Consider the following 26,360-nt stretch of genomic DNA (forward strand, 5'->3'; position numbering starts at 1 on the left):
GAGCGGGAGTACTGTCTGTCGAGGAGAGACCCTTCTCTGCACCTTGCGAGCTGCTTTGCTGCAAAGGAGTCATATCTGAAGGCCATGGGAACCGGTTTCCACAGGACAGGCATAGATTACATCTTCCAGGAAATAGAGGTCTATGCCGCAAATTCGGGCAAGCCCGAGATCTTGATACACGGCTGGGCGGCGAGGATGGCAAAGAAACGGAAGATTCGACACTGCGCTCTTTCGATCTCCCATGCGTCCCGGTACGCCGTGGCAGCGGTGCTTCTCGCAGGTGACTGAGATCGAGAATCGGAGGAGAGATGCGATACCTACTCGTTGACCGTATCGTTGAAGTGAAGGCAGGGGAGAAGATCAGGGGCATAAAGAATATCTCCATGAGTGAGGATTTCCTCGAATACCATTTTCCACGAAACCCCGTAATGCCGGGCATGCTGCTCATCGAGGCTCTGGTCCAGTTGACGGGATGGCTCGAGGCCTCGTCCTCTGACTTCAGAAACTGGTTCCTCCTCTCCAGGGTGCGGTCATCGAGGTTTTATGGCTTTTCCCTTCCCGGAGACCAGGTTGAACTCGCCGTGGAACTCTCGTCTCAGTCAGGGCCCGATAACAGGGTCTATAGAGGAACTGCAACAGTGGAAGGGAAGAAGAAGGCCTCTGCCGAGTTCGAGGGAGAGATCATTCCCCTGGAAGAGATCGAAGATATCGAAGGTCAGAGGCGATTCTTTTCCCTGCTGACAAGGGAGACGATATGAGCAGTAAGCGGGAAGTAGTTATTACCGGCACAGGACTTGTGACGCCCCTTGGTATCGGAGTGGAAAAGAATTGGAAGAACGTCCAGGCAATGAAGTCCGGCATCACAGGAATCTCCGACGACACCGTGCCTCGCTTCATGCAGTACAAGGGCAGTATCCCGGCAATCGAGATCGACAGGGATGTGCCTTCCAGTCTCCAGCGCCAGCTGAAATTCCTCAATCGGGGTTCCCGCCTTGGATTCGCTGCTGTACGTGAGGCGTTCTTTCAGGCCGGGGCTGATCTTTCCGATGTAGAGCCGGCGAGAAGGGGACTCCACATAGCGTCGGGTGACCTGACGACAGTGGACTGTGTCTTCATGCACGAGGCTCTCAGAGACGCGACTAAGGGTGCCTGGAAGGAGATCGGCCAGGAAACGCTCAACCAGTCGACGCTTTACAAGGTCAATCCGTACTTCCTTCTCGAATCGATCATGAATAACTCCTTTACGTCCGTCTCGGCCTTCCTCGAATGTATGGGTTCAAATACCTCACTGGCGAGCCATGCCCCTTGCGGGGCCCATGCTTTCGAGCTGGCCTTCCGGTCCATTGCGGACGGTCAGGCCGATGTCGCCTTCGCCGTGGGCTGCGGGAACTGGATAACCGAAATTCCCCTGTTCGAGATGAACAGTCTCGGAATGCTTTCATCCTGTCGTTTGGACGTACACTCCTACAGGCCCTTTGACGCTGCAAGGGATGGATTCATCGCTGGAGAAGGCGGCGCCGCCCTTTTCCTCGAAAGTGCGGAACGCGCCGAGCAACGGGGAGCGCGAATACTCGGAAAGGTGATGGGCTTTGGAAATAGCATCGCCCTGTGCGATGATGAAGGCCTCGGCATCCCTCCTGAGGTGAGTGCGGGGAGCATGAAGCTCGCCCTCGAAGAAGCGGGCAGTGATCTTGGAGATTACGCCTTTGTCTGCGGCCATGGACTCGCCTCAGAGGAGGGAGACAGGTCGGAATTGAGGTCGGTCATGAAGGTCTTTGGAGGCAAGAGAGACGATATCCCCCTCTGCGGGCTGAAACCGTATACCGGTCACCTCGGCGCAGCGAGTGATATCGGAGAGATCATCCTCGGGATGGAGTCTGTGAGAGGAGGGATAGTGCCCGCCACCCTGAACTTTGTTGAGGCGGAGCGGGAATACAGCGATCTCAGGATATCGGGTTCTCACCAGCCCTGTCAGGGCTCCTGCTTCATGACTGTGAGCTACGGCATAGGAGGACAGTCCTGTGTTGCTGTGGTTCAAGTTCCTTAGTTTCACAGAGGGCCCTGCCTTCTCCCCTTTGGTGTCGTAACGGTGGCAGAGAGTCACAGGAAGAAGAGGGAAAAAGGGCTTGTCATACAGGTCGTGGAATATGTATCGATCTACGGCCTCCTCCTGCTTTCCCGCGTCATCCCCATCCCTGCGATCCACGTTATCAGCCGTTTTCTCGGGCGACTCTTCTTTCTCCTGGTCAAGAAGCGAAGGACCATCGCTATAGAGAACCTCAGGAATGCCCTCGGCAGCGAAAAGAGCGACGAGGAGATTCGGGTGATCGCACGCGAAAGCTGCGCCTCTTTTTTTCTGACCTTTCTTGAGATCGCAAAGTTCCGGCGCCTTTTCAGGAATCCTGAAGCCTTCGAGGCGTTGAGAAGATCATCGGAGGGATTGGATGCGCTCTTCAGGAAGGCTAAGCAGACACACGACGAAAGCGGTGGCTGCATATTCGTGACGCCTCACATAGGTAACTGGGAGGTTCTACCCCACGTGAGCGCCATGGTGGGCATCCCCCTTGCTGTTGTGGTGCGGCCTCTCGATAACCGTTACCTCGAACGGTTGATATTTGGGGACCGTGCCACAAGCGGTCAGGTCATCATCCCGAGGAAGAACTCGCTCTTTGTCCTTCAGAAGACACTCCAGCAGGGGAGATCGATAGGGATGCTTCCCGATCAGAGTACGATGCGCGGCATCCTCGTCGATTTCTTCAATCGAAAGGCAACGACCACACCCGTCCCCGCCCTGCTGGCTATTACGTACAAGAGACCGATCGTTGTTGTCGCTTGCTGCCGGAAGCGCGAAGGCTATGGGTTTGAGGGATTCGTCTCCGACGCCCTCTGGCCAGGGAAATTCACGAGCGAGAAAGAAGAGCTCTTCCGTCTCACAGAAGCGATGAACAGGGAGATGGAGAAGGTCGTTCGAAAATATCCTGAGCAGTACCTCTGGATGCACAACCGATGGAAGCGATATGAGGGCAAAAGGGAATTCATGACGTGACTGGTCTCATACACGCCCTGCGCTTATCTCAATCGATTCCAGAATTCCGGCGGCACGGCAATGGGTCATTCCTTCGTGAGAAACCACGGGCGCGCAGGCATCGCTGATTTGGTATACTGACATTGAACAGAGCACAGCGTACGGGGCCCCTGATGAAGATCTATGTCGGCACAAGCGGCTACGGGTACAGCGAATGGAAAGGAACATTCTACCCTGAAACGATCTCGCCCAAGGAAATGCTCCGCTTCTATTCGGAACGCCTCAGCGCTGTAGAGATCAATAATACCTTTTATCGCATGCCCACCGAAGGCATCCTCGCGTCCTGGGCGGAACAGGTCCCCGGCAATTTTCTCTTTGCCATCAAAGCGCCCCAGGTCATAACGCATCTGAAGCGTTTGCGAAATGTGGCAGAGGAGACCGAGTACCTCTTCAGGTCGCTCTCAGTCCTGGACAGGAGACTGGGGCCGGTCCTTTTTCAGTTTCCCAAGAGTTTTCGTGAGGACCGTCTTGCACTGGAAGCGTTTCTCTCTCTTATTCCCGGACATATCTCCTGCGCATTTGAGTTCCGCAGTCCGTCCTGGCTTGATGGTGAAATCCCGGTCCTCCTTTCCAAAAGGGGATACAGCCTGTGCGTCACTGATGGAGATGAGAATCCGGCAGCGATCATCAATGCTGCTCCCTGGGGGTACCTTCGCCTGCGCCGTCCCGACTATACGGATGCCGATCTGTCTCAATGGATGGAACGAATCCTTGTGCAAACATGGGAGAGGGCCTTCGTCTTTTTCAAACACGAGGAAGGGGCCAGGGGGGCCGAAATGGCGATATGGTTTCGTGAGCTTGCCGATTCGAGGACGAGGGAAGATGTCAGGACCAGAAGGAAAAAACGTTCAACCGGTGCGAAATTGAAGGGAGAATGAACGGCAAGGGCAGCCTTGCAGGGGAATGGCAGTGAGTCACCCACTGTTTATCGCGTCGATAAGACTCCTCAGTCTTCCAAAATTCTTTCGGTCGAAGTCCATAACGAGCCTCGGCAGTGCTTCTATTTCAGGTTCATCCCCTTCAGCCGGCAGGGGTCCGGACAGATGCATCTCGCCCTCCGGCGCGAGAATGTCGGAGAAACGCTCCCGCAAGGTCATGACCGATCCTGTATCGAGAGATGAAGAAAGTCTTATGACCAGCCGGCCTTCAACGTATCTGAGGCTATGATAGCGACGGTAGAAACGGTTGATCCTTTCCATGGCTTCTTGCACCGAATCGACGAGTTCAAAGAGGTGGAAATCGGAATCACTGAGATACCCCTCGGTGAGGAGTTTTTCCCGGAAAAAACGGATGTACTCGGACCAATATGAACCTCCCGGCTCATCGACAAGAATGAGGGGTATGGGGTCACGCTTTCCCGTCTGCACGAGTGTCAGGGTCTCCATCGCCTCGTCGAGGGTGCCGAATCCTCCGGGAAAAAGCACAATTGCATCCGCCTCTTTGATGAAAGCCACCTTTCGGTTGAAGAAGTACTTGTAGACGATGAGGCGGGGGTTCCCCTCAAGGACCGGGTTCGGTCTCTGCTCAAAGGGAAGCCGGATATTAACACCGAAAGAGTGTTCAGATCCGGCCCCTTCGTTGACCGCCTGCATAATGCCGGGCCCTCCGCCCGTGATCACCATATAGCCAGCCTCGGCAATCCTTTTTCCGAGAAGCCTCGCCATGCTATAAATATGCTCCACAGGCTGCGTCCTCGCTGAGCCGAAGACGGTGACCTTTCTTATGTGCCTGTAAGGTCCGAATACCTTGGACGTGAACCGCATCTCTTTCAGCGTAGAGTTCATGAGCTTGAGGTCTGCCTTATCCTCTCTCTCCTCTTGAGCGGCCTTGAGTGCAGCAAGAATCATCTCACGAACCAGTTCCGGGCTATGGATATCACCCGCAAGCTCAATGAGCTGGTCTATCGCTTTGTCGACAGGTCCGTTGCATCTGTTGAAACGTAATTGCATGGGCTCTGAAGATTGCTTCCTTCTTATCTATCCCTTGAGATTATCTATCTTATCTAAGGTTCTTTCAAGCATCGTGTCTCAACTACTGGCTTAACGCCGGAATCACGGTAAACAGGACAAAGGCCAGAAGAAGGAACATGCCCACGAGAGATGCCCTGAGTCTACCGTGCCTACCCCTGTCTATGTACGGAATAAGGATAAGCGCCAGAACGGCAAGGGAAGGGATGAGCACAGTCCCGATAAAGGTGGTGTTTCCCGGAAAGTACCGGACGAGCTGGTATGACCATAGGAAATACCATTCGGGCTTTGGCTGGTACTGGGCCGAAAAATCTATCTGTCTTCCGATCTCCGGAGGATACAAGAGGGCGAGGGCCAGCGTAAGTTCTGTCACGAGAAAAACCACAAAGAGTATCTCGACAAGATAGTCGGGATAGAATCTTTTTCCCCTATCCCTTTCATGAGAAGCCATTGCTTAGAGACCTCCAGAGATCCCCTGACGCTTCACCATGTGAGCGTGTGCCCAGAGAATGAGAGCCATCATAAGAGGCAGATACAGAACATGCATACTGTAGAAGCGGATCAGTGTCGTCCCATCTACCTCAGGACCTCCCCTCAGGGCGTAGAGAAGGATACGTCCGATGGCAGGGAGAGTCCCGGCCATCGAAGTTCCCACGACCGTTGCCCAATAGGCCTTCTGGTCCCAGGGGAGGAGATACCCGGTAAAGCCCGAGGCCATGGAAAGGATAAATGTTAAGACTCCCGCTATCCAGTTCAATTCACGGGGCGGCCGGTAAGCCTTGGATACAAAGACGCGGACAGCGTGAAGGATGACGAAGATGATCAGAAGGCTGGCAGACCACGTATGCACGCTCCTGATCAGCCAGCCCAACCTCACCTCCTCCTGGATCCTCATAATACTCTTGTAAGCCTCCAGCTCCGAAGGGACATAGTATACCGAAAGGAGGAGTCCCGAGAATGCGGATATCAGGAAGAGGGCAAGGGCTGTACCGCCAAGGCAATAGGAGTAATTAAGGCCCTCCGGAACAGGTCTCTCGAGGAACCGACGATGGGGATCCCTGACACCAAATCTGGTGTCTATCCAGTCAAAGAACCTTCCCATTGCAACCTTCGCCGAAGAGCATTCGGGGAACCGATACTCTGTGATTAATCCCTGTATCGGCCTTGTGACGAAAGAGCTTCATACTTTCATCCCTACATATGCCTTGCCATCCCTGATTTCGAAGGGCAACCTTCTCAACGGTTCAGGCGGAGGCCCTGCAATCACCTGACCATTCATGCCGTATCTGCCGCCATGACAGGGACAGAGGAATTCTTTCTTGTTATTGTCCCAGTTTACGAGGCATCCGAGGTGGCTGCAGACAGGGGAGAGGGCGATCATACCCTCCTCGGACACAACAACGAAGACCTTTGTATGGATCCTTCTTCCTCTGCTCTCATAGAAAAACTCTGCCCTCCTCACCCCTTGCCGGGGGAGCTCATCCTCGTCAAGAACAGGGAAAAAGCTCACAGTTTTTTTCTTAATCCTTGATGGATAGAGAGAGAGGACGGGGAGCACAAGAACAGCAGCGAGGAGAACAAAAAAGGATTTAATGATCCCCTTAAGAAAATCCCTTCTCTTCATGAATGGCGTGACTCGTATCGAGTTACCCGCAACAGATCACGGGCGGATTTCTCATCACCGGTCACCTCTGACTCCCTATTGTGCGTTCAGGGCGTCCCTCAGTGCCTTTCCTACCTTGAAATGGAGAACGTTTTTCGCAGGGACCTCAACCTTGTCGCCGGTCTTGGGATTCCTTGCCGTCCTCGGCCGCCTCTGTTTCAGCCTGAAATTACCGAAGCCCCGGATCTCGATCTTTTCTCCCTTTGAGAGCGCCTCTCTGATACTGTCGAACACGGTTTCGACGATGATTTCCGTCTGCTTCCTTGTGAGACCGTCGACGCGTTCTGAAATCCTGTCAATGAGAACTGATTTTGTCATACAACCTCCTCTTCATCACTCTAGATTCAGTTTGGATAAGGTCAGGGTCTCTTCCAGGCCTTGACACTCATCCTGTCCTCTTATGGCGCAAAGACATACTTGATCTTTACCGAAGGGAACAGATCAGACAGTTCCTTCGGAAGAGAGCCCCTAAGGAGATCCACCAGTGAGGTCTTTTCCTTTTTATCGATCACATCAGGTTCGCCCGGTATCCCGGAAAGCCTTGCAGCAACCTTGACCGCGTCCTCGATGTTTCCTAATTCATCGACGAGACCGGCCTGCACTGCCTGTCTTCCCGTGAATATCCTGCCGTCGGCCAGCTTCTTCACATTTTCGGGCGTCATCTTTCTTCCCTCGGCAACGGCCCTTATGAACTGCTCGTGAACGTCGTCAAGCACCTCCTGGAGTATTATCCTTTCTTCCTTCCCGATACCCCTGAATGCCGATGCCATATCCTTGTGCTGTCCGCTCTTGATCACTTCGGTCTTGACGCCCACCTTACTCATGAGACCTTCCAGATTCGGGATCTCCATGATGACGCCAATGGACCCCGTAAGGGTCCCCGGGTTGGCAACGATCCTCGACGCCGGGGCAGAGACATAGTAGCCACCGGAAGCCGCCAGAGATCCCATCGATACAACCACCTTCTTCTTCGAGACCGCCCTTTTCACTTCTTCATAGATCTCCTGCGACGGAGCAACGGCCCCGCCGGGGCTGTCAACCCGCAGGACTATCGCCTTGACGGACTGGTTTTTGGTCTGCTCCTTTATCTCTTCTATTGCGTTCTTGGAGTCCAGGATGGGTCCTTCGATCCTGACAATGGCGACCTTTTCTCCTATGGGCACATTCTTTTCGAAGAGGGTAATCGCTGCGCTCAGCACCAGGAGCAGAACAAGAAGGCCTAAGAGTATGAGACATGCCTTCTTCATGCCTTTTCACCCTTCACATGTTTCATGCTGAGTCCGATCTTCTTTTCTTCGGCGTCGATCTTTATGATACGCGCCGTCACTTCGTCACCCTCCTGAAAGGGCTCCTCTCTCTTGATCACTTCAGAGGAGTAAATCAGGCCCTCAACCCCGCCCTCGATCTCAACAAAGAGACCGAAATCGGTCAGTTTCAATACCTTGCACGCAACTTCGTTTCCGAGCTTGAATTTCCCGGGTATCTCGTCGATCCATGGATCGGGATTGAGTTGCTTGAGCCCTAGGGATATCCGTTCCTTTTCAGGCTCGAGACTAAGGATCACTGCATCAACCTTCTGGCCCTTCTTGAGAATTTCAGACGGATGTCTTACGTGTTTTGTCCATGATATATCAGATATATGGATCAGCCCGTCCACACCCTCGGGGAGGCCGACAAAGGCACCGAATTCTGTGATGCTCCTTATCTTCCCGGTGATCGTCTGACCGACGGCGTACCTCTGTGATATCACTTCCCAGGGACTCGGCTTCAGCTGCTTCAAGCTCAGGGAAAGCCGCCTTTCCCCCTTATCCACCTTGATCACGAGGGCGTCGACGGTCTCGCCCACAGAAAGGTACTTGGAAGGATGCTTTGGCCTGAGCGACCAGTCTATCTCCGACACATGAACAAGACCCTCGACACCCAACTCGAGTTCGACGAAGGCGCCATAATCGGCTATGCTCACGACCTTGCCGCTAACCTTTTTCCCGACAGGATATTTCTCCTCAACCGTCAGCCAAGGGTCAGCCGTCTTCTGCTTGTAACCAAGCGTTACGCGTTCATGCTCAACGTCGTATTTGAGGACAGTGACCTCTATCCTGTCGCCGACAGCAAAGAACTCCGAGGGGTGAGTTATCCTTCCCCAGGAGATGTCGGATATATGGAGCAGTCCGTCGATCCCTCCAAGATCCACAAAGACACCGTAATCGGTTATGTTCTTCACGATACCTTCGAGAAGGGCCCCTTCGACGAGCCTCGGAAGGGTCTCGATCTTCTTCTTCTGTCGCTCCTCTTCCATTGCAGCCCGGCGGGAAACAATGATGTTGGAACGCTTGTTGTTCAACTTGAGGATCTTGAAACTCATCGGTTTTCCGACGAGGGCGTCCATATCTTTCACGGCCTTTGTGTCAATCTGGGAACCAGGCAGAAAAGCCTTTACCCCCATGAGATCAACGGTAAGGCCGCCCTTCGTCTTCCCTACGATCGAGCCTTCAATCGTCGCTCCTTTCTCGAATGCCGCTTCAAGGACGTCCCATGCCTTTACCTTTGAGGCCTTGTCCTTCGAAAGGGTTACAACCCCCTCAGAATCCTGGATGTGCGCGACGTATACATCAAGGACATCACCGACCCTGAGGTTCGCAAACTCCTCGGGCGCAAACTCCTCTGCAGCGATAAACCCCTCTGACTTGTATCCGATGTCCACGATGACCCCGTCCTGCTTTACGGAAACGATCCTCCCGCTCAGAATCGATCCTTCGCGGATGTGACGGAAAGTCTCCGCGTAGATTCTTTCCATCTCATTGTTCTTAAGTTCCATTACCCTGTCCTCCTCTATCCCTAATTCTTCTTTGCACATCATCGATGATCCACTCGGGTGTTGAAGCGCCGGCGGTGATACCGACTCTTTCGACGCCGGTAAACCAATCGCTATCGAGCTCGTCGGCAGTCTCAATGTGGTAGGTCCTGATCGGCAGGGCCGCACAGAGGTTCGCGAGCTGCGTTGTGTTGGCGCTGTTCTTCCCCCCCACGACGATCATCACATCGACGTTCCTCGCCATCTCCTCCGTCTCCTTCAGACGCAGAGCCGTTGAGTTGCAGATGGTATTATATACCTTTAGTTCTTTTGATTGCTCGACAACCCTGCTCACTAATTTCTTGAGGGTCATGACGGGTTTCGTCGTCTGCACTACAATACCGACACGATTCTTCAGTTCAGGCAGTTCTTCCTCACCGTCGATCACAAGGGCGTCTTCTCCTGCATAGCTCATTAAACCCTTCACTTCAGGGTGTTCCCTGTCCCCGAGGATGATAACCTGATAGCCCTCCTTCTTGAGGAGTTGAGCATAATGCTGCGCCTTCTTCACGAAAGGACAGGTCTTATCGATTATATCATATCCCCTTTTTGCTGCCTCTTCCAGAAGATGGAGGGGTATTCCGTGTGTTCTGATAATGAGGGCCCTGATATCGCCGTTGTATATATTGTCAGTCGGCATGATGCCCTTCTCCCGGAGTCTCTCAATGACCTGAGGGTTATGTATAATCGGTCCAAAGGTATAAAGGCCCTTATGCTCTTTTTCAGCGAGAGCGAATGTCGTATCGATGGCTCTTTTCACCCCGAAGCAGAAACCTGCAGTCTTTACAACCAAAATCTTCACGATAATCTCCCTTTCCCTTCCGTAGACGCCCTGAATGATCCCGGACAAGTCGGGTTGAGAAACGGCTTAGCCTTTGTCTCTCTTCCTGTGTCCTTCAATACTTCTGCGTCTGAGCAGCTCTATAGCGTCCATGACATTCTGCGTCACCTCTTCCCGAATACCCTTTCTTTCTGCCCTCTTTTTCACCTCGATCGGGTCACCGAAGGTGACCGTGATCTTCGCTGGCCTCACCAACTTCGCTCCCACAGGCAAGGCACGCTCGGTCCCGTCAAGAGCGACCGGAACGATCCGGCAACCGACCATGGAAGCGATCATACCCACACCCCCCTTGGCTTCGAGGCGGCTCCCGTCGGCAGTCAGTCCGCCTTCAGGAAATATTACAACAAGCTCGCCCTTCTCCAATCGCCGTACAGTCTCCTTGATCGTTGAAGGATACGGACACTCCCGTCTCACGGGAAAGGCGAACAACCGAAGGGCCCTTCCCACAACGGGAATGGAAAATAAACTCTCCTTGGCCATATAGGTAGGTCGGCGTCTCAGCGCAGCTCCGATGACCGGAGGATCGAGATAACTGAGATGATTCGCTGCAACGATAACTCCGCCGCGCTCAGGGACCCTCTCTGCATCCATTACCTCAAGCCTGTTTATTACCTTGAAAAACGCCCGAAAGACCGGCCTGAAAAACAGGCAGAGAAAATCCCTCAAGGGTCTGACCTTACAAGCTCCAGGATATTTTCGAGGACCACTTCGGCACTCTTGTCTGTTGTATCTATTATAACAGCATCCTCGCCCTTCACAAGGGGAGCTATGCCTCTGCTCTGGTCCCTCCTGTCCCTCTCCACTACGTCTCGTTCAGCCTCGTCCTCTGTTATCGTAAGCCCCAGGTCCCTTAACTGGTCATGCCTTCTCCTCGTCCTTTCGGCCGTCGATGCATCCAGATAGAATTTCTTCCAGGCCTTCGGAAAGACGACTGTTGTGGTATCACGGCCTTCGACAACCACGTTCTGACGAGAAGCAGCGCTCCTCTGCACATCGAGGAGAAAGTCCCTCACAACCTTCCGGGCTGAAAAGACGGAGGAATAATGGCCAACCTCAGGCGTCCTGATCTCACCGGAGACATCCCTTTCCCCAAGGAAAACCTTTCCCCCGCTGAAGCGTATCCCCGACGAGTGGAGGGCCTCAACGAGGAGATCATCGCCGTCTTCCGGTCTGATTCCTCTCTCGAGGAAGAAGAGCGCCACTGCCCGGTAAATAGCGCCCGTGTCGAGATAATCAAATCCGAGCCTCAGGGCAAGAGACCGTGCAAGGGTGCTCTTCCCGGCGCCTGAAGGCCCGTCTATCGCGATGACCTTACCCATATCGGGAACAGGCAAAAAACTATAAGATAAAAGATGCTAACCATCATTCCCCTTCAGACCAGAACCCTTTGCGAGGTTTTTCAGGCACTCATAGAACCCTGGAAAGGATACATCCGCGCAGGATGCGTTGTTAATGACTGTGGTTCCGTCTGCAATCAGTCCCGCCACGGAGAGGGACATTGCTATTCTGTGGTCACGGTAGCTCTCGGTTTCACAGCCACGCAAAGGACTCCTCCCTCTTATCGAAATTCCGTCAGGATGCTCTTCAAGTTCGACGCCAAACTTCCTCAACTCTGTTGCCATCGCCCTTATCCTGTCAGATTCCTTCACCCTGAGTTCTTCTGCCCCCCGTATCTCTGTAATACCCTCAGCCTGCGTGGCCAGGACACAGAGTATGGGGAATTCGTCTATAATGGAAGGCACCATTTCCTTCCCGATCGTTGTCCCTTTGAGACCGCCTGCGGTCCTGCAGTAAAGGTCAGCCACAGGTTCGCCAGACACTTCCCGTTCATTACTCAGTCGAACGTCAGCGCCCATTCGCGCTATTACTTCAAGGATGCCTGTTCTTGTCGGGTTGATCCCTACGCCCCTGATCAGGATCTCTGAATCAGGGACGATGAGGGCTGCAGCAATGAAGAAGGCCGCCGAAGAAAAATCGGCAGGAACGGTCGTGTCACAGGATCTTAGCCTTGAACCGCCTTCTATCGTGACGGTCAGGTCTTCCACCTTGATCGCTGCGTCCATGGACCTGAGCATCCTTTCCGTGTGATCACGCGACTTGTACGGTTCCGTAATAACAGTCTTACCGTCGGCGTACAGACCCGCGAGGATCAGGCAGGATTTCACCTGGGCCGAGGCGACGGGCATTCTGTACTGAACAGGTTTAAGCACCTTCCCCTTGATAGCAATCGGAGGGTATTTGTCTCCCCCCCTTCCCGAAATATCGGCGCCCATTTCTTTGAGAGGATTTATCACCCTTCCCATGGGTCTCTGTTTCAGGGAATCATCTCCCGTCAGAACGGAGAAGAACGGGCTTCCGGCAAGGATGCCCGAGATGAGTCGTATTGTGGTGCCTGAATTGTCGCAGTTGATGACGTCAAAGGGCTCTTTCAGACCATACAACCCGTTACCATGGATGATGAGTTCATCCTCCAGTCCCCCCGTCCCTCCCCACACTTCTTCTATGTCTATGCCAAGCAGCCTGAAGGCATTTATGGTACTTATGGGATCTGCAGCCCGAAGGAAGTTCCTCACCCTGCTCGTACCTTCGGCCAGTGAAGCAAACATCACTGCCCTGTGAGAGATCGACTTATCCGCCGGGGGGGAAATCTCTCCATTCAGACTCTTCACTCTCTCTACCGTTCTACGATCCATCCGATCTCGACTCAAGACCTACTCTATTACTCTATGCCCTTCCTCAATTCACGGGCCTCGGAAAAGGTCCTTTCGATGCCTGCGGCGTCCTTATTCTCAAGCATTGTCGCGATTCTGTCGAGATTCTCTCTCAGCATCCCTGTCAACCTTATGAGGTTGTCCCTGTTAAAGATCACAATGTCTCTCCACATTTCAGGGGAACTCATTGCAATTCTTGTAGTGTCCTTGAAGCCCTGTCCTGCGTAACCGATACATCCCGGATCAAAGGTATCAACGGTATTGACAAGGGCATAGGCGACAATGTGTGGCAGATGGCTTACCGCGCCAAATATCTCATCATGCCTATAAGGGTCCATAACCTCAACCCTGCCTTCGAGTCTCTCCCACAAGGAGATAATCCTGTCTCTTGCAAGACTGTCGGTGGTTTCGGTGGGGGTGACAACGCAGAGTGCCTGACGGAAGAGATCCGGCCTCGCATCATCGATACCTGACTTATCGCTTCCTGCTATGGGATGGGATCCGATGTAGTATGTTCCTTCACGGACAAGGCTCTCCAATTCATGGACCATGCTGCCCTTCACGCTCCCCACGTCCGTTATGACCGCGCCCTTTTTGAGAGAGCCACGCACCTCTCCAATAATGGTATGAAAGGAACCCACAGGTGTCGCAAGGACGATAAGATCAGCATGGTCACATGCCTTGTCTGCATCCATGCTGTAATCATCTATTATCCCCCTCTCCCTGGCACGCCTCAGATTCTCCTCGGTTCTGCCATAACCATGGACAGATCTGCACAAGCCCTTGTTCCTTAAAGCAAGGGCCAGAGACGCACCGATGAGCCCGACACCGAGGATGGCGACCTTGTTGAAGAACATTGGGTCTCTATATCTCTCTTTCCACTGCAGCGGCTACCGGCTTCAATTCCTCCATCAATTTCAGAAAGTCCCTTGGTTTTAGGGATTGCTCTCCATCGGACATCGCTTCTTCGGGGTTGGAATGGACCTCCAGGAGCAAACCGTCAGCACCAGCCGCAATAGCGGCCTTCGCCATTGCCGGGACGAGATCCCACTTTCCGACGCCGTGGCTGGGGTCTACGACAACAGGCAGATGGGTCAGCCCTTTCAGGACCGGGACTGCACTGAGGTCGAGGGTATTCCTCGTCGCTGTCTCGAAGGTCCTGATTCCCCTCTCGCAGAGGATGACCTCATGGTTGCCTCGCGACATGATGTATTCAGCCGACATGAGCCATTCCTTGATCGTGGATGAGAGCCCCCTCTTCAGCAGGACCGGTTTCCTGACAGAGCCGACCTCCAGGAGCAGTCTGAAATTTTGCATGTTCCTTGCTCCGATCTGTATGACATCGGCATATTCGACCATAGTGCCGAGGTCCCTCGGGTCCATCAATTCCGTCACAACGGGGAGACCGGTCTTTTCCCTTGCTTCCGCGAGATACCTGAGCCCCTCTTCGCCAAGGCCTTGAAATGCGTAAGGAGAAGTGCGCGGTTTAAATGCGCCGCCCCGTATGAATGATGCGCCCGCCGCCTTCACTTCCTCTGCTATGCTGACGATCATCGTCTCATTTTCGACTGAACAGGGTCCGGCGATAACGGCGACCTTCTTCCCACCGATAGTCCTTCCCCTCACATCGATGACGGTATTCTCTGACTGAAACTCCCTGCTCGCCAGTTTGTACGGCCTGATGATCCTCATTACATTCTCGACGCCGGTCATCGCCCGTATGGCATCTTCCTCTTCCTCCGTGATCCTTGAGGTGTCACCGATAACGCCGACAATCGTCCTTTCCGTGCCCCTCGACACGTTCGCTGTCAGCCCTTTGCTTTCGAGTTTCTTAAGCAAATGTTTCAAGGCATCATCGGATGCCCCCGGCTTTAGTACTATAATGTCCATGGTTCCTCCGGATTTCAGGAGTAAGGAGTACGCAGTTACTCCCAAGGGGAAGAGGGTGAGGGCATTATCCAGAGTCTCTTATCCCTACCTGGAGAAAGGGGTGGAGACCCCCCTCCTGCATACCACAAACTACCTGGTGGTTATGATTTGTCTCAGTGCTTCTATAGCCCGCCTGTTCTCTTCAGGCAGTCCTATTGTCACCCGTAGTGCATCGGGTCCGATCGGTCTCACGATAACGCCGAGGCGGAGCAGTTTCTCATAAAGAGCCGGGGCGTCCTGAACGGGGAGGTAAACAAAATTCGCCTCTGTCAGGACGTGGGGAAGTCCCAGATTCTCAAGCTCTCCGTAGAGATATCTCTTTCCCTCTTCGTTGATCCTTCGAGATTTTTCAACGTGCCCGGTATCCCGCAACGCGTTCAGTGCCGCTACCTGTGAGATGGTGCTCGTGTTAAAAGGCGGTCTGAGCTTATTCATCTCGTTGATAATCTCGCTCCCGGCAATACCGTAACCGATCCTCAACCCTGCCAGGCCGTATATCTTCGAAAAGGTCCTCAGGATGAGGATGTCCTTTCCCCTGCCAAACCATTTCATGCTGTCGGCATATTCAGGATCGGAGACATATTCGTAGTATGCTTCATCCATCACCACGAGAACGTTGTCGGGCAGTTTTTCCATCATCCCGTCGAATTCCCCTTTTCTGTTCATCGTTCCCGTAGGGTTATTCGGGTTCGCGATAAAGACGATTCTTGTCTTCTCTGTGACCGCGTCAAGCATCGCAGTGAGGTCATGGGTATAACTTCTCAGGGGGACCTTTATAGACTTTGCACCAAGGGCCTGGACTGCAAGGTGGTATACCACGAATGAAGGATGAGCCATAACAGCATTGTCCCCCGGCTTCATGAATGTTCGCACAACAATGTCGAGGAGTTCGTTGGAGCCATTTCCGAGGATGACATTCTCCTGCCTGACGGAGAGCATCTCAGCAAGTGCATTCCTCAGATAATAACCGCTCCCGTCAGGGTATCGGTTCAGCTCTCCTGAAATGCCTCTTATGGCCTCCAGTGCCAGCGGCGAAGGCCCGACAGGGTTTTCGTTCGATGCAAGCTTTACCGAACCCCTGATGCCAAGCTCCCTCTCGAGTTCCTCTATGGGCTTTCCCGGCACATAGGGGTTAATTGCAGAAACGTATTCCGGCGGTCTAACCATTGATCTCACCTGAAGGGTAGGAGCCGAGGATCTTCAGATAAAGGCAATGCTCTCTCACCCTCTCTATTGCCTTCTTCAGCTTCTTGTCAACCATGTGACCTTCAAGGTCGACAAAGAATATGTATTCCCATGCCTTTCGTTTTGACGGCCGTGACTCTATCTTCGTGAGATTTATCTTCGCCTCCTTGAAAGGTTCGAGGATATGGAAGAGGGCGCCGGGCCTGTCCTTCGTCGAGAACATGATCGAGGTCTTATCCTTGCCAGTCCTCTTCGACGGTTCCCGGCTGATAACGAGGAATCTGGTGTAGTTGTCCTTGGAGTCCTCAATGCTGTGCTCGACAAACCAGAGGTCGTATATCTTTGCTGCAAGCTCGCTGGCGATAGCGGCAGCGTCTTTCTCTCTTGAGGCGATTTCAGCAGCCTTCGCAGTACTTACTGTCTCATGGACGGGGATGGCAGGGAGGTTCTTCTCGAGCCATTTCCTGCACTGTGCCGTCGCCTGGGGGTGAGAGTAGACCTTTCGTATCATTGCCTTGTCCCCGCTCTTTGAGAGGAGGTTATGGGAAATCTTGAGCATCACCTCACCGATGATTGTGAGCTCGAAATCCATAAACATGTCGAGGGTATAGCTCACAACGCCTTCATTCGAATTCTCGATCGGCACAACCCCATATTCAGCCTGTCCTGAATAGACCGCCTCGAAGACTTCCTTGATGCCTTCAACGGGTATGATGCTGGCTGAAGTGCCGAAATATCTCGTTGCAGCGAGGTGAGTAAAGGTGGCAAGGGGGCCGAGGCATGCGACCTTCAGTGGCTCTTCGAGGGAAAGTGAGGCTGAGAGAATCTCACGGAAGAGTATCCTGAGCGCATCATTCGGGAAGGGTCCCTTGTTTGTCGAGGTCAGTCGCTGAAGGATTTCGCTCTCTCTGAGGGGAGAATAGAAACTCGTACCCTCTCGCCTCTTGATCCGGCCGATCTCAAGGACAATTTTAGCCCTCCTGTTGAGAAGGCTGAGCAGCCTGTCATCGATGCTGTCGATTTCGTCTCTGAGTCTTTTCAGATCACTCACAGTACATTCCTGTTATCACGGGAAATGGTATCACGCTACCATCGTCGAATCCCTCACCAAAATAATACTATACAGCTCTTTTCTCAATTTTTTCAAGGAGTTTTATGTACTAATCTTCAGGCTGCTCAAAACGTATATCGCGGTACCTTTGAAGGTTGTCGACCATACGCCGTGCGCTCAACGCGGAAAGTCATTTTCTGAGATTCAGGCCCCTTATTCTTGTGCGCATTCATCTATCCCCAAGGCAGGCCTGATGAGAACAGGTTCTACGATTGGAACAGGTTTGACCCTATTGCCCTTCAAGGAATTCTCAATGATCCAGCATTTCTCAGACTTTTTGCTAGCAACGGAATTCTCGTGCATCTTCTCACCCGACGACCTGACATCATGTTCTTTGTTCGCTGTCCGCGAAGGCGGCTTATCTTCTCTCTGATCCGCCCTTGCAGGCACTTCAGTGCTTTTTGACGGTGCGTCATTGGTGTCAGCAGAATGCGTATCAACGCTCTTTTTGTCCGGTCCCTGGCGATTCTCTGTCTCGCGCTCTTTCTTAGGAGCAACGGACTTTCTCGTCTGAAGGGCAGCAAAAACGATCTTGTATGCCTGTTCAGGAGGAATGACCTCTGAAAGCCTCTTGAGGGAATCAAGGGCCTTTGCTCGGTCTGCCTGAGAGACACCCTCGGCATCGGCGTATTCCAGGATCAGGTTTCTTGCCTCTTCCAGCGTTATGGCTGAAGCCCTTCCTGGACAAATCCACAACCATAACAGCACCATGGCAGCTATCAAAGGGATTTTTCTCATTGCGATTCGATGCGTCTCTATCTCTTATCGTCCCGAAGGGGAAGAACCTTTAACGTATATGATTCATATAGTTCGGGGACCGGCTACAGACACTTCTCCAGGCAACAAAGCATAACAGCGGGATGCTTCAATCTCTCCTGACCTTTGGCCTCTTGTTCGCCTCCAGCACCTTCTTTCTCAGACGTATGGATTGCGGTGTCACCTCGACCAGTTCGTCTTCCTTGATGAATTCGATGGCCTGTTCAAGGCTCATGATGTGCGGCGGTATTAACTGGAGCGCCTCATCAGCATTGGCGGCACGGATGTTCGTCAATTTCTTCTCTTTAATGACATTCACATCAAGGTCGTTGTCCCTCGAGTTTTCTCCGATGATCATACCTTCGTAGACCTGGGTATTCTCCCTGATGAAGAGCGTGCCCCTCGGCTGGAGGTGGAAGAGGGCGTAGATCGTTGATTTCCCAGGTCTGTCTGCAACAAGGGCACCGGTCTCTCTCTTTGTAATCATCCCCTGCCAGGCCTCGTAACCGTCGAAGATATGATTGAGCAGGCCCGTTCCCCGCGTATCGGTAAGGAACTGAGACCTGAAGCCGATCAAGCCCCTTGAGGGTATCCTGAATTCGAGCCTCACCCTCCCATACCCGTTGTTCTGCATCTTCTGCATCTTCCCCCTTCTCATGCCCACCTGCTGGGTCACCACACCAACATACTCCTCGGGCACATCGATCACGAGCACCTCCATGGGCTCCTGGATGACTCCATTGGCCTCCCTGGTGATGATCTCGGGCATCGAAACAGCAAGTTCATACCCCTCCCTCCTCATCATCTCGATGAGGATCGCGAGCTGCAACTCTCCCCTCCCCATGACGGCAAAGGAATCGGTCCCTGAAAAGTCGACCTTTATGGCAACATTATAGAGCAGCTCCTTTTCGAGACGCTCCCTCAGGTTTCTCGATGTCACATATCTCCCCTCCCTTCCTGCAAAGGGAGACGTATTGACGAGGAAGACCATCGAGATGGTGGGCTCATCAACCTTGATGCGCGGAAGAGGTCTGGGAGTCTCGACGTCGGTAATGGTGTCTCCGATGGTTATACCTTCGATGCCTGAAAGAGCGATAATATCGCCTGTTGAGGCCTCTTTGGTATCGACCCGTTCAAGACCCTGGAAGGTGTATAGTGAAGTCACCTTGGTCCTCGTAATCCCGGAATCGCTCTTTGCCATGGCGACATAGTCACCGACCCTCACTGTGCCAGAGAAGATCCTGCCTATGGCAAGCCTTCCCACATAGTCGTCATAGTCTATGTTCGTCACAAGAAGTTGCAAAGGCCCCTCGCTGTCGCTGCCCGGCGGAGGTATGGTCTTTACGATCATCTCAAAGAGGGGCTGGAGGTCATCCGAATCGTCCTCCATGCGCAGTTTCGCAAAACCCTTCTTCGCGTTGGTATAAAGGACAGGGAATTCGAGCTGCTCCTCAGTGGCGTCGAGATCGATGAAGAGGTCGTAGACCTCGTTGAGGACCTCCTGTATTCGTGCATCGGATCTGTCAATCTTATTAATGACGAGGATCGGCGGAAGTCTGAGTTCGAGGGCCTTTTTCAAGACAAACCTCGTCTGGGGCAGGGGGCCTTCAGAAGCGTCGACGAGGAGAAGCACGCCATCCACCATCTTCAAAGTCCTCTCGACCTCACCTCCGAAGTCTGCGTGGCCGGGAGTATCTACGATATTGATCTTGATGCCGTTGTATTGGATGGCGGTGTTCTTTGCCATGATCGTGATCCCCCGCTCACGCTCAAGGTCGATATTGTCCATAACACGCTCCTGCACCTTCTCATTGGAGCGGAAGATGCCGCCCTGTCTGAGCATCCCATCGACGAGGGTCGTCTTTCCATGGTCGACATGGGCGATAATAGCGATATTCCGTAAATCTTCACGTCTCATAACAGGACAATCCTCTCTTCATGGTCAATCAAGTGTTTTCCAAAGGCAATGTCTGTGGCAGGACAATGCAATACTGCTATTATTGTAATCGAATGGCGAGCAGAAAAGCGAGTCGGCCGCAACCTTGGGTATGCCATATAATCCGTAAACTTCGGGGCAGATGTTCGATTCGCAGGCAAGAGTAGGAGTTATTGGACGGTCTGCCTGTGCGGACCGTAAGAGCCTCTTCATGATAGACTGTTATGAGGATTATGTGGTCGGAACAATCACACGGGGCTATTCTCATGCCGAGAAGTCGGTCCGGGGAGAAGACGGATAGGAGACGAGTTTACCCCCATCTCATTTCTTGCGGCTCCATATCCTATTTCCCGTTCATCCTCTTCTTCCTCTTTCGTTTGTCAGGAGCAGACGATTCCTTTATGCCGAACTCAAGTAGCTTCTTCTTCCCCTCCTTGATCCTGTCCCTCAGCACAACAGCCCGCTCAAAGTCGAGTTTCTTGGCAGCTTCCTTCATCTCCTCTTCAAGCCTTTTTACGGTTTCTTCGCCGTAGCCGTAATCCATCGTCTCTTCTGAAACAGAGACCGTCAGGTAATCCGATTCGTAGATGGAACTCAGGATGTCCTTTATGGACGACTGTACACTCTCAGGAGTGATCCCCATCTCCCGGTTGTATTCCTTCTGAAGCTTCCTCCTCCTGTCGGTCTCTCCAAGGGCCCTTTGTATGGAACCGGTCATCTGGTCGGCATAGAGAAGCACTTCACCGCTGATGTTCCTTGCTGCCCTGCCGGCTGTCTGTATCAATGACCGCTCAGACCGCAGGAACCCCTCCTTGTCAGCATCGAGGATTGCGACCAGCGAAACCTCGGGGAGGTCGAGTCCCTCTCTGAGAAGGTTCACCCCTACCAGCACATCGAATTTACCCTGCCGCAAGTCTCTTATCAATTCAACCCTCTGAAGGGTATCGATATCTGAATGGAGGTACCGTGCCCGGACCCCGAGTTCGATATAATAGTCTGTGAGATCTTCAGCCATCTTCTTTGTGAGTGTCGTGACGAGAACCCGCTCACCCCTCGTTGCCCTCAGCCTGATTTCTCCGAGAAGGTCATCGACTTGCCCTGAGACCGGCCGCACCTTCATCTCAGGGTCTACGAGGCCTGTGGGCCTGATGATCTGTTCCACAACCCTTCCCCGTGCTTTTTCGATCTCATAAGGACCGGGCGTTGCCGACACATAGACAACCTGATTCACCCTGTGTTCGAACTCCTTAAAGGTGAGGGGCCGGTTATCGAGGGCAGAGGGGAGCCTGAAGCCGAAATCAACGAGGGTCTGTTTCCTTGACCTGTCTCCTTCATACATTCCCCCTATCTGAGGGATGGTGGCATGGGACTCGTCAATCATGATAATAAAGTCTTCCGGGAAATAGTCGATCAGGGTAAAGGGAGGCTCTCCGGGGGCTCTCCCGCTCAGATGCCGCGAGTAGTTCTCGATGCCGTGGCAGTAACCAAATTCCCTGAGCATCTCGAGGTCAAAGCGCGTCCTCTGTTCGATCCTCCGGGCCTCAACTATCTTGCCCTCTCTGAGGAAATACTCGACCCTTTCCTTCATCTCGCTCTCTATCCTCTTCAATGCCGGTTCAAGCCGCTCCCTCGGAGTGATCCAATGGCTGTTTGGGAAGAGGGCGAACTTCTCGGTCCTTCTCATCCCCTCGCCGGTCAAGGGATCAAATTCGGCTATGGCATCGATCTCATCTCCGAAGAATTCAATTCTCACGGCCCTATTGAGAGAGAAGGAGGGATAGACCTCGACACTGTCCCCCCGCACCCTGAAGGCTCCCCTCCTGAAGTCCATGTCGGAACGGTTATACTGCATCTCGACGAGCCTGTTCAGGATATCATCCCTCTCTGTCCGCATCCCCTCTTCAAGGATGAGGTGCATATCCATGTAATCCTTCGGAGAACCGATCCCGTAAATGCAGGACACCGAGGCAACGACTATGGTATCCCTCCTCTCGAGGACGGACATCGTCGCTGCATGGCGGAGCCTGTCTATGTCATCGTTGATCATGGCGTCCTTCTCGATATAGGTGTCTGTTGTGGGTATGTAAGCTTCGGGCTGGTAATAGTCGTAATAACTCACAAAAAATTCAACGGCATTCTCGGGAAAGAGCTCCCTGAACTCGCCATAGAGCTGTGCGGCTAGGGTCTTGTTATGCGCAATAACAAGGGCCGGCCTCTTCACATGCGCAACCACATTAGCGACGGTAAAGGTCTTCCCCGAACCGGTGACACCGAGGAGCACCTGGTGCCTCAGACCCCTTTCGAGGCCTTTAGTGAGTTCAGAGATGGCCCTCGGCTGGTCACCCTTGGGAACAAAGTTGGTCGAAAGTTGAAAATCCATCTATCAACAGATCAGTCTGAGACTGAGGCTTCGAGAGGCTTCCTCGACACAAGAATCGCCGCCGAAATCGAGGAGCACCATGGTTTCATCCTTGAGGCCGAAGAAAACAGAAACGAGACCCTCGCCAAGCTTGAAAAAGACCATAATCAAAGCACGAAGAGACGCCCTTTTATCGAGCCCTTCCTTTTCTCTGTCATGACTGAAGGAGATTAATACCATGACGATATGCTAACAGACTTCGGAAGGAAAAGTCCGGGACGATGCGGAAAGACAAAAGAAATCAGCTGGCCTTGCTCACCTTTGCCCCGTCTTCGAGCACAGGTATATCTTTCCCTTCCTTATCGGTAATGACAACCACTGTGGCGCCGGGATCAATACTCTTTATCGTCCTTGACAGTCCTTTTCTCTTCTCCAAGCGCAAGACCGCTCAGGGTAGTCAAAGTAAAGCATACTTTCTCTCGCGGATCGCGTAAAACTCATGAAAGCGAATGTGGCCTCTTCTCTCCCGAACTCTTAAACCATTCGACGTATTCCCGTATCTCTGTGACTAAGCGTGCAAGGTCACGGGCAGCACCTTTAATATGAGTGGTTGACTCCGTAGTGTGAGTGATGACCTCAGAGGTTCTCTGCATATTTTGGGCGATCTCTTCAGCTGCTGACGATTGCTCCTCAGCTGCGGCAGCGATGCGCTGGACCATATCCATTGCACTTGACGATGCATTTACGATGGTTTCGAGTGATTGTCGCGCCGTCTCTGCAAGTCGAACACCGCTGTTCACTTCTTCGCTCCCCTTCCTCATGGTCTCCACGAATCGCTTTGTTTCCCCCTGAATCTTTGATACCCGCTCTATGATATCTCCCGTTGCCTTTCCTGTTCGCTCAGCCAACTTTCTCACCTCATCAGCGACCACCGCAAAACCTCTTCCCTGCTCGCCTGCTCTTGCCGCCTCAATGGCCGCATTCAAGGCGAGGAGATTAGTCTGGTCCGCTATGTCCTTGATGACGGTCACGATCTCCCCTATCTGTGCCGAACTCTCATCAAGTTCGCCGATAGTCACTGTCGCCTCCTTCACACTCTCCGCAATCTGAAGCATGCCGTGGACAGTCTGTTCGACCACCTCTTTTCCCTTGGCAGCTGTTTCAGAGGAGTTTTTCGAAGCGTCTGCGGCCTGAGAAGCATTCTTTGCAACATCCAAAACAGTCTGGGACATCTGGGTGGATGCCGCCACCACCTGCTGAGCCTGCAGGGCTTGCTCTTGCGCGCCTCTACTGAGATCCTCCGCCGTTGAAGAGAGCTCTTCTGATGAGGAAAGGATATGCTCCATTCCTCCCTTAATGCTCCGCACGATCGCCGTTATCTTTTCAGACATGACCCCAAAGTCATGTACCATCATCGCCAGTTCATCCTTCCCTTGAATTCCCGATTCAAAGGAGCTGAAATCACCTTCAGCCATGACTCTGGATTTCCCGGATATCACGAGGACAGGCTTGATCACAACTGATACCAGAAACTTGGCAATGAGGCCCAGGAAGAGGATGTACAGTGCTCCTAAGCCTATCAACCCCCATTTGATCACCTTCGATTCCTTTTGGATGCCTCCCACGATTGTTGGCACATAAGCCCTCACCTTGTCAACCAAATTCCTCGATGCTTCTAAGAACGCATCGTACCGTTCGGCCTGTATCCCTCGTGTGATCTCCTGTGCCTTGTCAACCTTTTTCGCGAGGATGAGGGGAACCAGGTCTTTCTCCGTCGTACCCTTATAGGCGGTCCACGCTTCCTTTGCCTTTGCCGCTGAGGACGTATCAAATCCGCCGTCTTTTAAGGATTTCTCTATTTTATTCAGAAGCTCATCGATCCTGTCGGCAAAATCCTGAATCTCATCTTGATACCCCTTGATCTTCTCCGGATCTTTTTCCAGCATCATGGTTAAGAGCGTTGCTTTCGTGAGGGTAAAATTAACCCTCGCCTTCGCTATATCATCGGCGGTCTGCATATTCTGTTCAATCTGCGCATAGACCGTTCCCCCCACCTGGACCCTCGTAAAAGCTATGAGCACCGATACGACAAATATCGCTGCTGTCACTATCAATAACCCAAATAAGCCGTACAGTTTCTTCCGGAGTCCCATATCCCTGAGCACGTGAATCATGGCATAGCCTCCTTTCACAGTCATTTTTTATTCCTATCGGAACAATTTCGAAACTCTTTCATCGTTCGGCGAAATAATTTCGCCTCGTATCCTGCGCCTAATGGTTCTCTCTCTTTCGTAATCCTGGGGAGACGCGCATCAGCTCCCGGATCCCCAGTCTTTTATGGTGTTAATTCACTGAAGAACAGTCTTACAAATACCGGACACGACATGGGAGAAAAACGAGTCTCGATACTGCAATGACTCGTGCTCCGCGCCGTTCTCAGGGCTGTCGGCATTCTCTCTTAATGCCGTCTAGAAGACTGCCGATTTGATCAGAGATCTGCTCCATCTCGTCGTAAATCTTCTCCGCCTTCTGCCTATCTCCACGGTTATAGTCCATAACCGCCTCCTTGGCCAGAGAGTGTATCCTTTCATGCGGAAGTCCTATGTTCTTGAAACTGACGAGGGTGCCGCACTGCTCTTTCCCCTCCCCGTCGTACCATGTGCCGAACCTGCAGGTATGGTGATTCGGAAGTTGAGACGGATCGAGCCTTGTGTCGCCGCTCAGACATGATCCGATCTTGTCCATGAATGTCCTATGGTCCGTCCTCGCAAGTTCGAGGATCAGCAATTCGCTGCCCTTCGTCTTGAAGCCGCCTGTGGCGTTCCTCAGTTCATCAGCCACGCCTGCCAGCTTATTGACCTCGTGCATGACGTCCTGGGAGATCTTTTCCATGTTCTTTGCTATGCCCGATGTCTTCTCGATATTCCTTGTAACCTCTTCGGATGCCGCAGACTGTTCATCCACTGCCGTTGCTATCTGCGTTATCTGGTCACGGACCTTCTGAACCGCTGCCACGATCGACTGGAGCGAGTCACCAACATTCCTGATGTACTGAGTCGCTTTTGTCACTTCGTTCGAGGCCTCTTCCATGGACTTCGACGTCTGCTCAGACTCTCCCTGTACCGCGCCGATCTTCTCGGATATCTCTGCCGTCGCCTTGATCGTCCTCTCCGCAAGCTTCCTCACCTCGTCAGCAACAACAGCAAAGCCCCTTCCCTGCTCTCCTGCCCTCGCCGCCTCAATCGCCGCGTTCAAGGCTAGGAGGTTCGTCTGGTCCGCAATGTCCTTAATCACCGTTACGATGTCCCCGATCTCACCCACCCGGCCGTTCAGTTTCCCCACCATCGAGGCAAGTTCAACGGTGGATGTATAGACACTGTTCACCGTCTCCACAGCGCCGTCAGCAACCTTGCTCCCCTCCGACGCCAGGTCCATCGCCTCAATGGACGTATCCGATGCTGTTGAGGCATTCTTCGCGATGTCCGTTATCGTTTGGCTCATCTCCTCGGAGGCTGTGGCGATCTGGGCAGCCTGCCCTGACTGCTCACGGGCGCCCTCTGCAGTCTTCTTCGTCCGCCTTCTGAGAATATCCACGGTCGATACGGCATTATTTGCTGAGGCGAGGATGCCGTTTATCATATTGTCAAAGGTTCTGACCATCTTGCTCATATTCTGCGACAAAAGGCCTATTTCATCATCACTCTTGTAGTCTACGGTAGTACGGAGATCGCCGTTGGCAAGGCTCTCCACTTCCCTGTTCAGATCGGATAGGGGTTTTGCTATCTTGCGCTGGCTCGTTATCCAGATGAATGCCAGGATGGCGAGATTCAGGAATACAAGGACAAGCTGTATCACCTTCAGGCTTCTCTGAAGCTGAGGGAAAACAATGATGACGCTGACCACGGTAAGGGTCAGCAGCACTGCCACCATCAGTCTCAGTTGACTCACAATCTTCATGGAATTCTC

The 26,360-nt window shown here is 52.8% G+C and carries 27 protein-coding genes; 5 read left to right on the top strand and 22 right to left on the bottom strand.

The window, feature by feature from the left end:
- The 5 genes from VFG09_03870 to VFG09_03890 all read left to right on the top strand — a co-directional run.
- Window positions 1-288 (top strand): holo-ACP synthase (locus VFG09_03870; GenBank protein ID HET6514272.1); only part of this gene is annotated, 288 nt, incomplete at its 5' end.
- A 20-nt stretch (window positions 289-308) separates the two neighbouring features.
- A complete protein-coding gene (locus VFG09_03875; protein HET6514273.1) occupies window positions 309-758 on the top strand; it encodes a 3-hydroxyacyl-ACP dehydratase FabZ family protein in 450 nt (149 codons plus the stop codon).
- Entirely contained in the window at window positions 755-2,047 is a 1,293-nt protein-coding gene (locus VFG09_03880; protein ID HET6514274.1) for a beta-ketoacyl synthase N-terminal-like domain-containing protein, read from the top strand. Before VFG09_03875 ends, VFG09_03880 begins: the two co-directional genes overlap by 4 nt.
- A gap of 42 nt (window positions 2,048-2,089) precedes the next feature.
- A complete protein-coding gene (locus VFG09_03885; protein ID HET6514275.1) occupies window positions 2,090-3,046 on the top strand; it encodes a lysophospholipid acyltransferase family protein in 957 nt (318 codons plus the stop codon).
- Window positions 3,047-3,198: 152 nt separating this feature from the next.
- The gene (locus VFG09_03890; protein HET6514276.1) at window positions 3,199-3,963 is read left to right on the top strand and encodes a DUF72 domain-containing protein; all 765 of its coding nucleotides are present in this window, start codon (window positions 3,199-3,201) and stop codon (window positions 3,961-3,963) included.
- A 36-nt stretch (window positions 3,964-3,999) separates the two neighbouring features.
- Here VFG09_03890 and VFG09_03895 read toward each other — a convergent pair whose 3' ends face one another.
- The 22 genes from VFG09_03895 to VFG09_04000 all read right to left on the bottom strand — a co-directional run bounded on the left by VFG09_03895 (window position 4,000) and on the right by VFG09_04000 (window position 26,351).
- Window positions 4,000-5,034 (bottom strand): TIGR00730 family Rossman fold protein, encoded by a 1,035-nt coding sequence (locus tag VFG09_03895; GenBank protein ID HET6514277.1) that lies wholly within the window; start codon window positions 5,032-5,034, stop codon window positions 4,000-4,002.
- An 82-nt stretch (window positions 5,035-5,116) separates the two neighbouring features.
- Window positions 5,117-5,503, bottom strand: a complete 387-nt coding sequence (locus VFG09_03900; GenBank protein HET6514278.1) for a hypothetical protein — start codon at window positions 5,501-5,503, stop codon at window positions 5,117-5,119.
- 3 nt (window positions 5,504-5,506) lie between these two features.
- Window positions 5,507-6,154, bottom strand: coding sequence for a cytochrome b N-terminal domain-containing protein (locus VFG09_03905; protein ID HET6514279.1), 648 nt, complete (start codon window positions 6,152-6,154; stop codon window positions 5,507-5,509).
- 78 nt (window positions 6,155-6,232) lie between these two features.
- Window positions 6,233-6,676 carry a Rieske 2Fe-2S domain-containing protein gene (locus VFG09_03910; GenBank protein ID HET6514280.1) on the bottom strand — a complete coding sequence of 148 codons (444 nt, stop codon included), beginning with the start codon at window positions 6,674-6,676 and terminating at the stop codon, window positions 6,233-6,235.
- 75 nt (window positions 6,677-6,751) lie between these two features.
- Complete coding sequence (locus VFG09_03915) at window positions 6,752-7,033, bottom strand: HU family DNA-binding protein (protein ID HET6514281.1); 282 nt, start codon at window positions 7,031-7,033, stop codon at window positions 6,752-6,754.
- An 80-nt stretch (window positions 7,034-7,113) separates the two neighbouring features.
- Entirely contained in the window at window positions 7,114-7,962 is an 849-nt protein-coding gene (sppA, locus tag VFG09_03920; GenBank protein ID HET6514282.1) for a signal peptide peptidase SppA, read from the bottom strand.
- Window positions 7,959-9,530 carry a 30S ribosomal protein S1 gene (locus VFG09_03925; protein ID HET6514283.1) on the bottom strand — a complete coding sequence of 524 codons (1,572 nt, stop codon included), beginning with the start codon at window positions 9,528-9,530 and terminating at the stop codon, window positions 7,959-7,961. The genes sppA and VFG09_03925 overlap by 4 nt, the downstream gene beginning before the upstream one ends.
- Window positions 9,520-10,368: a 4-hydroxy-3-methylbut-2-enyl diphosphate reductase gene (gene ispH, locus VFG09_03930; GenBank protein HET6514284.1), complete on the bottom strand. Its 849-nt coding sequence runs from the start codon at window positions 10,366-10,368 to the stop codon at window positions 9,520-9,522. The genes VFG09_03925 and ispH overlap by 11 nt, the downstream gene beginning before the upstream one ends.
- Before the next feature lie 66 nt (window positions 10,369-10,434).
- On the bottom strand, window positions 10,435-10,998 hold the full coding sequence (locus VFG09_03935; protein HET6514285.1) for a lysophospholipid acyltransferase family protein: 564 nt from the start codon (window positions 10,996-10,998) through the stop codon (window positions 10,435-10,437).
- Between the two features lie 71 nt (window positions 10,999-11,069).
- Window positions 11,070-11,726 (bottom strand): (d)CMP kinase, encoded by a 657-nt coding sequence (cmk, locus tag VFG09_03940; GenBank protein ID HET6514286.1) that lies wholly within the window; start codon window positions 11,724-11,726, stop codon window positions 11,070-11,072.
- A 36-nt stretch (window positions 11,727-11,762) separates the two neighbouring features.
- Window positions 11,763-13,100 carry a 3-phosphoshikimate 1-carboxyvinyltransferase gene (aroA, locus tag VFG09_03945; GenBank protein ID HET6514287.1) on the bottom strand — a complete coding sequence of 446 codons (1,338 nt, stop codon included), beginning with the start codon at window positions 13,098-13,100 and terminating at the stop codon, window positions 11,763-11,765.
- Window positions 13,101-13,126: 26 nt separating this feature from the next.
- Window positions 13,127-13,975: a prephenate dehydrogenase/arogenate dehydrogenase family protein gene (locus VFG09_03950; GenBank protein ID HET6514288.1), complete on the bottom strand. Its 849-nt coding sequence runs from the start codon at window positions 13,973-13,975 to the stop codon at window positions 13,127-13,129.
- A gap of 7 nt (window positions 13,976-13,982) precedes the next feature.
- On the bottom strand, window positions 13,983-15,008 hold the full coding sequence (gene aroF / locus VFG09_03955) for a 3-deoxy-7-phosphoheptulonate synthase (protein ID HET6514289.1): 1,026 nt from the start codon (window positions 15,006-15,008) through the stop codon (window positions 13,983-13,985).
- A 129-nt stretch (window positions 15,009-15,137) separates the two neighbouring features.
- Complete coding sequence (gene hisC / locus VFG09_03960) at window positions 15,138-16,214, bottom strand: histidinol-phosphate transaminase (GenBank protein HET6514290.1); 1,077 nt, start codon at window positions 16,212-16,214, stop codon at window positions 15,138-15,140.
- Window positions 16,207-17,283 (bottom strand): prephenate dehydratase, encoded by a 1,077-nt coding sequence (gene pheA / locus VFG09_03965; protein HET6514291.1) that lies wholly within the window; start codon window positions 17,281-17,283, stop codon window positions 16,207-16,209. The genes hisC and pheA overlap by 8 nt, the downstream gene beginning before the upstream one ends.
- 213 nt (window positions 17,284-17,496) lie before the next feature.
- Complete coding sequence (locus tag VFG09_03970; protein HET6514292.1) at window positions 17,497-18,081, bottom strand: hypothetical protein; 585 nt, start codon at window positions 18,079-18,081, stop codon at window positions 17,497-17,499.
- A gap of 127 nt (window positions 18,082-18,208) precedes the next feature.
- On the bottom strand, window positions 18,209-20,017 hold the full coding sequence (typA, locus tag VFG09_03975) for a translational GTPase TypA (GenBank protein HET6514293.1): 1,809 nt from the start codon (window positions 20,015-20,017) through the stop codon (window positions 18,209-18,211).
- A 361-nt stretch (window positions 20,018-20,378) separates the two neighbouring features.
- On the bottom strand, window positions 20,379-22,415 hold the full coding sequence (gene uvrB, locus VFG09_03980) for an excinuclease ABC subunit UvrB (GenBank protein ID HET6514294.1): 2,037 nt from the start codon (window positions 22,413-22,415) through the stop codon (window positions 20,379-20,381).
- A 3-nt stretch (window positions 22,416-22,418) separates the two neighbouring features.
- On the bottom strand, window positions 22,419-22,634 hold the full coding sequence (locus VFG09_03985) for a hypothetical protein (protein HET6514295.1): 216 nt from the start codon (window positions 22,632-22,634) through the stop codon (window positions 22,419-22,421).
- Between the two features lie 61 nt (window positions 22,635-22,695).
- The gene (locus VFG09_03990; GenBank protein HET6514296.1) at window positions 22,696-22,830 is read right to left on the bottom strand and encodes a hypothetical protein; all 135 of its coding nucleotides are present in this window, start codon (window positions 22,828-22,830) and stop codon (window positions 22,696-22,698) included.
- A 61-nt stretch (window positions 22,831-22,891) separates the two neighbouring features.
- Complete coding sequence (locus VFG09_03995) at window positions 22,892-24,568, bottom strand: methyl-accepting chemotaxis protein (protein HET6514297.1); 1,677 nt, start codon at window positions 24,566-24,568, stop codon at window positions 22,892-22,894.
- 262 nt (window positions 24,569-24,830) lie between these two features.
- Window positions 24,831-26,351 (bottom strand): methyl-accepting chemotaxis protein, encoded by a 1,521-nt coding sequence (locus VFG09_04000; protein HET6514298.1) that lies wholly within the window; start codon window positions 26,349-26,351, stop codon window positions 24,831-24,833.
- Between the last annotated feature and the right edge of the window lie 9 nt (window positions 26,352-26,360).

The organism is Thermodesulfovibrionales bacterium (assembly GCA_035686305.1).
Classification (GTDB): domain Bacteria; phylum Nitrospirota; class Thermodesulfovibrionia; order Thermodesulfovibrionales; family UBA9159; genus DASRZP01.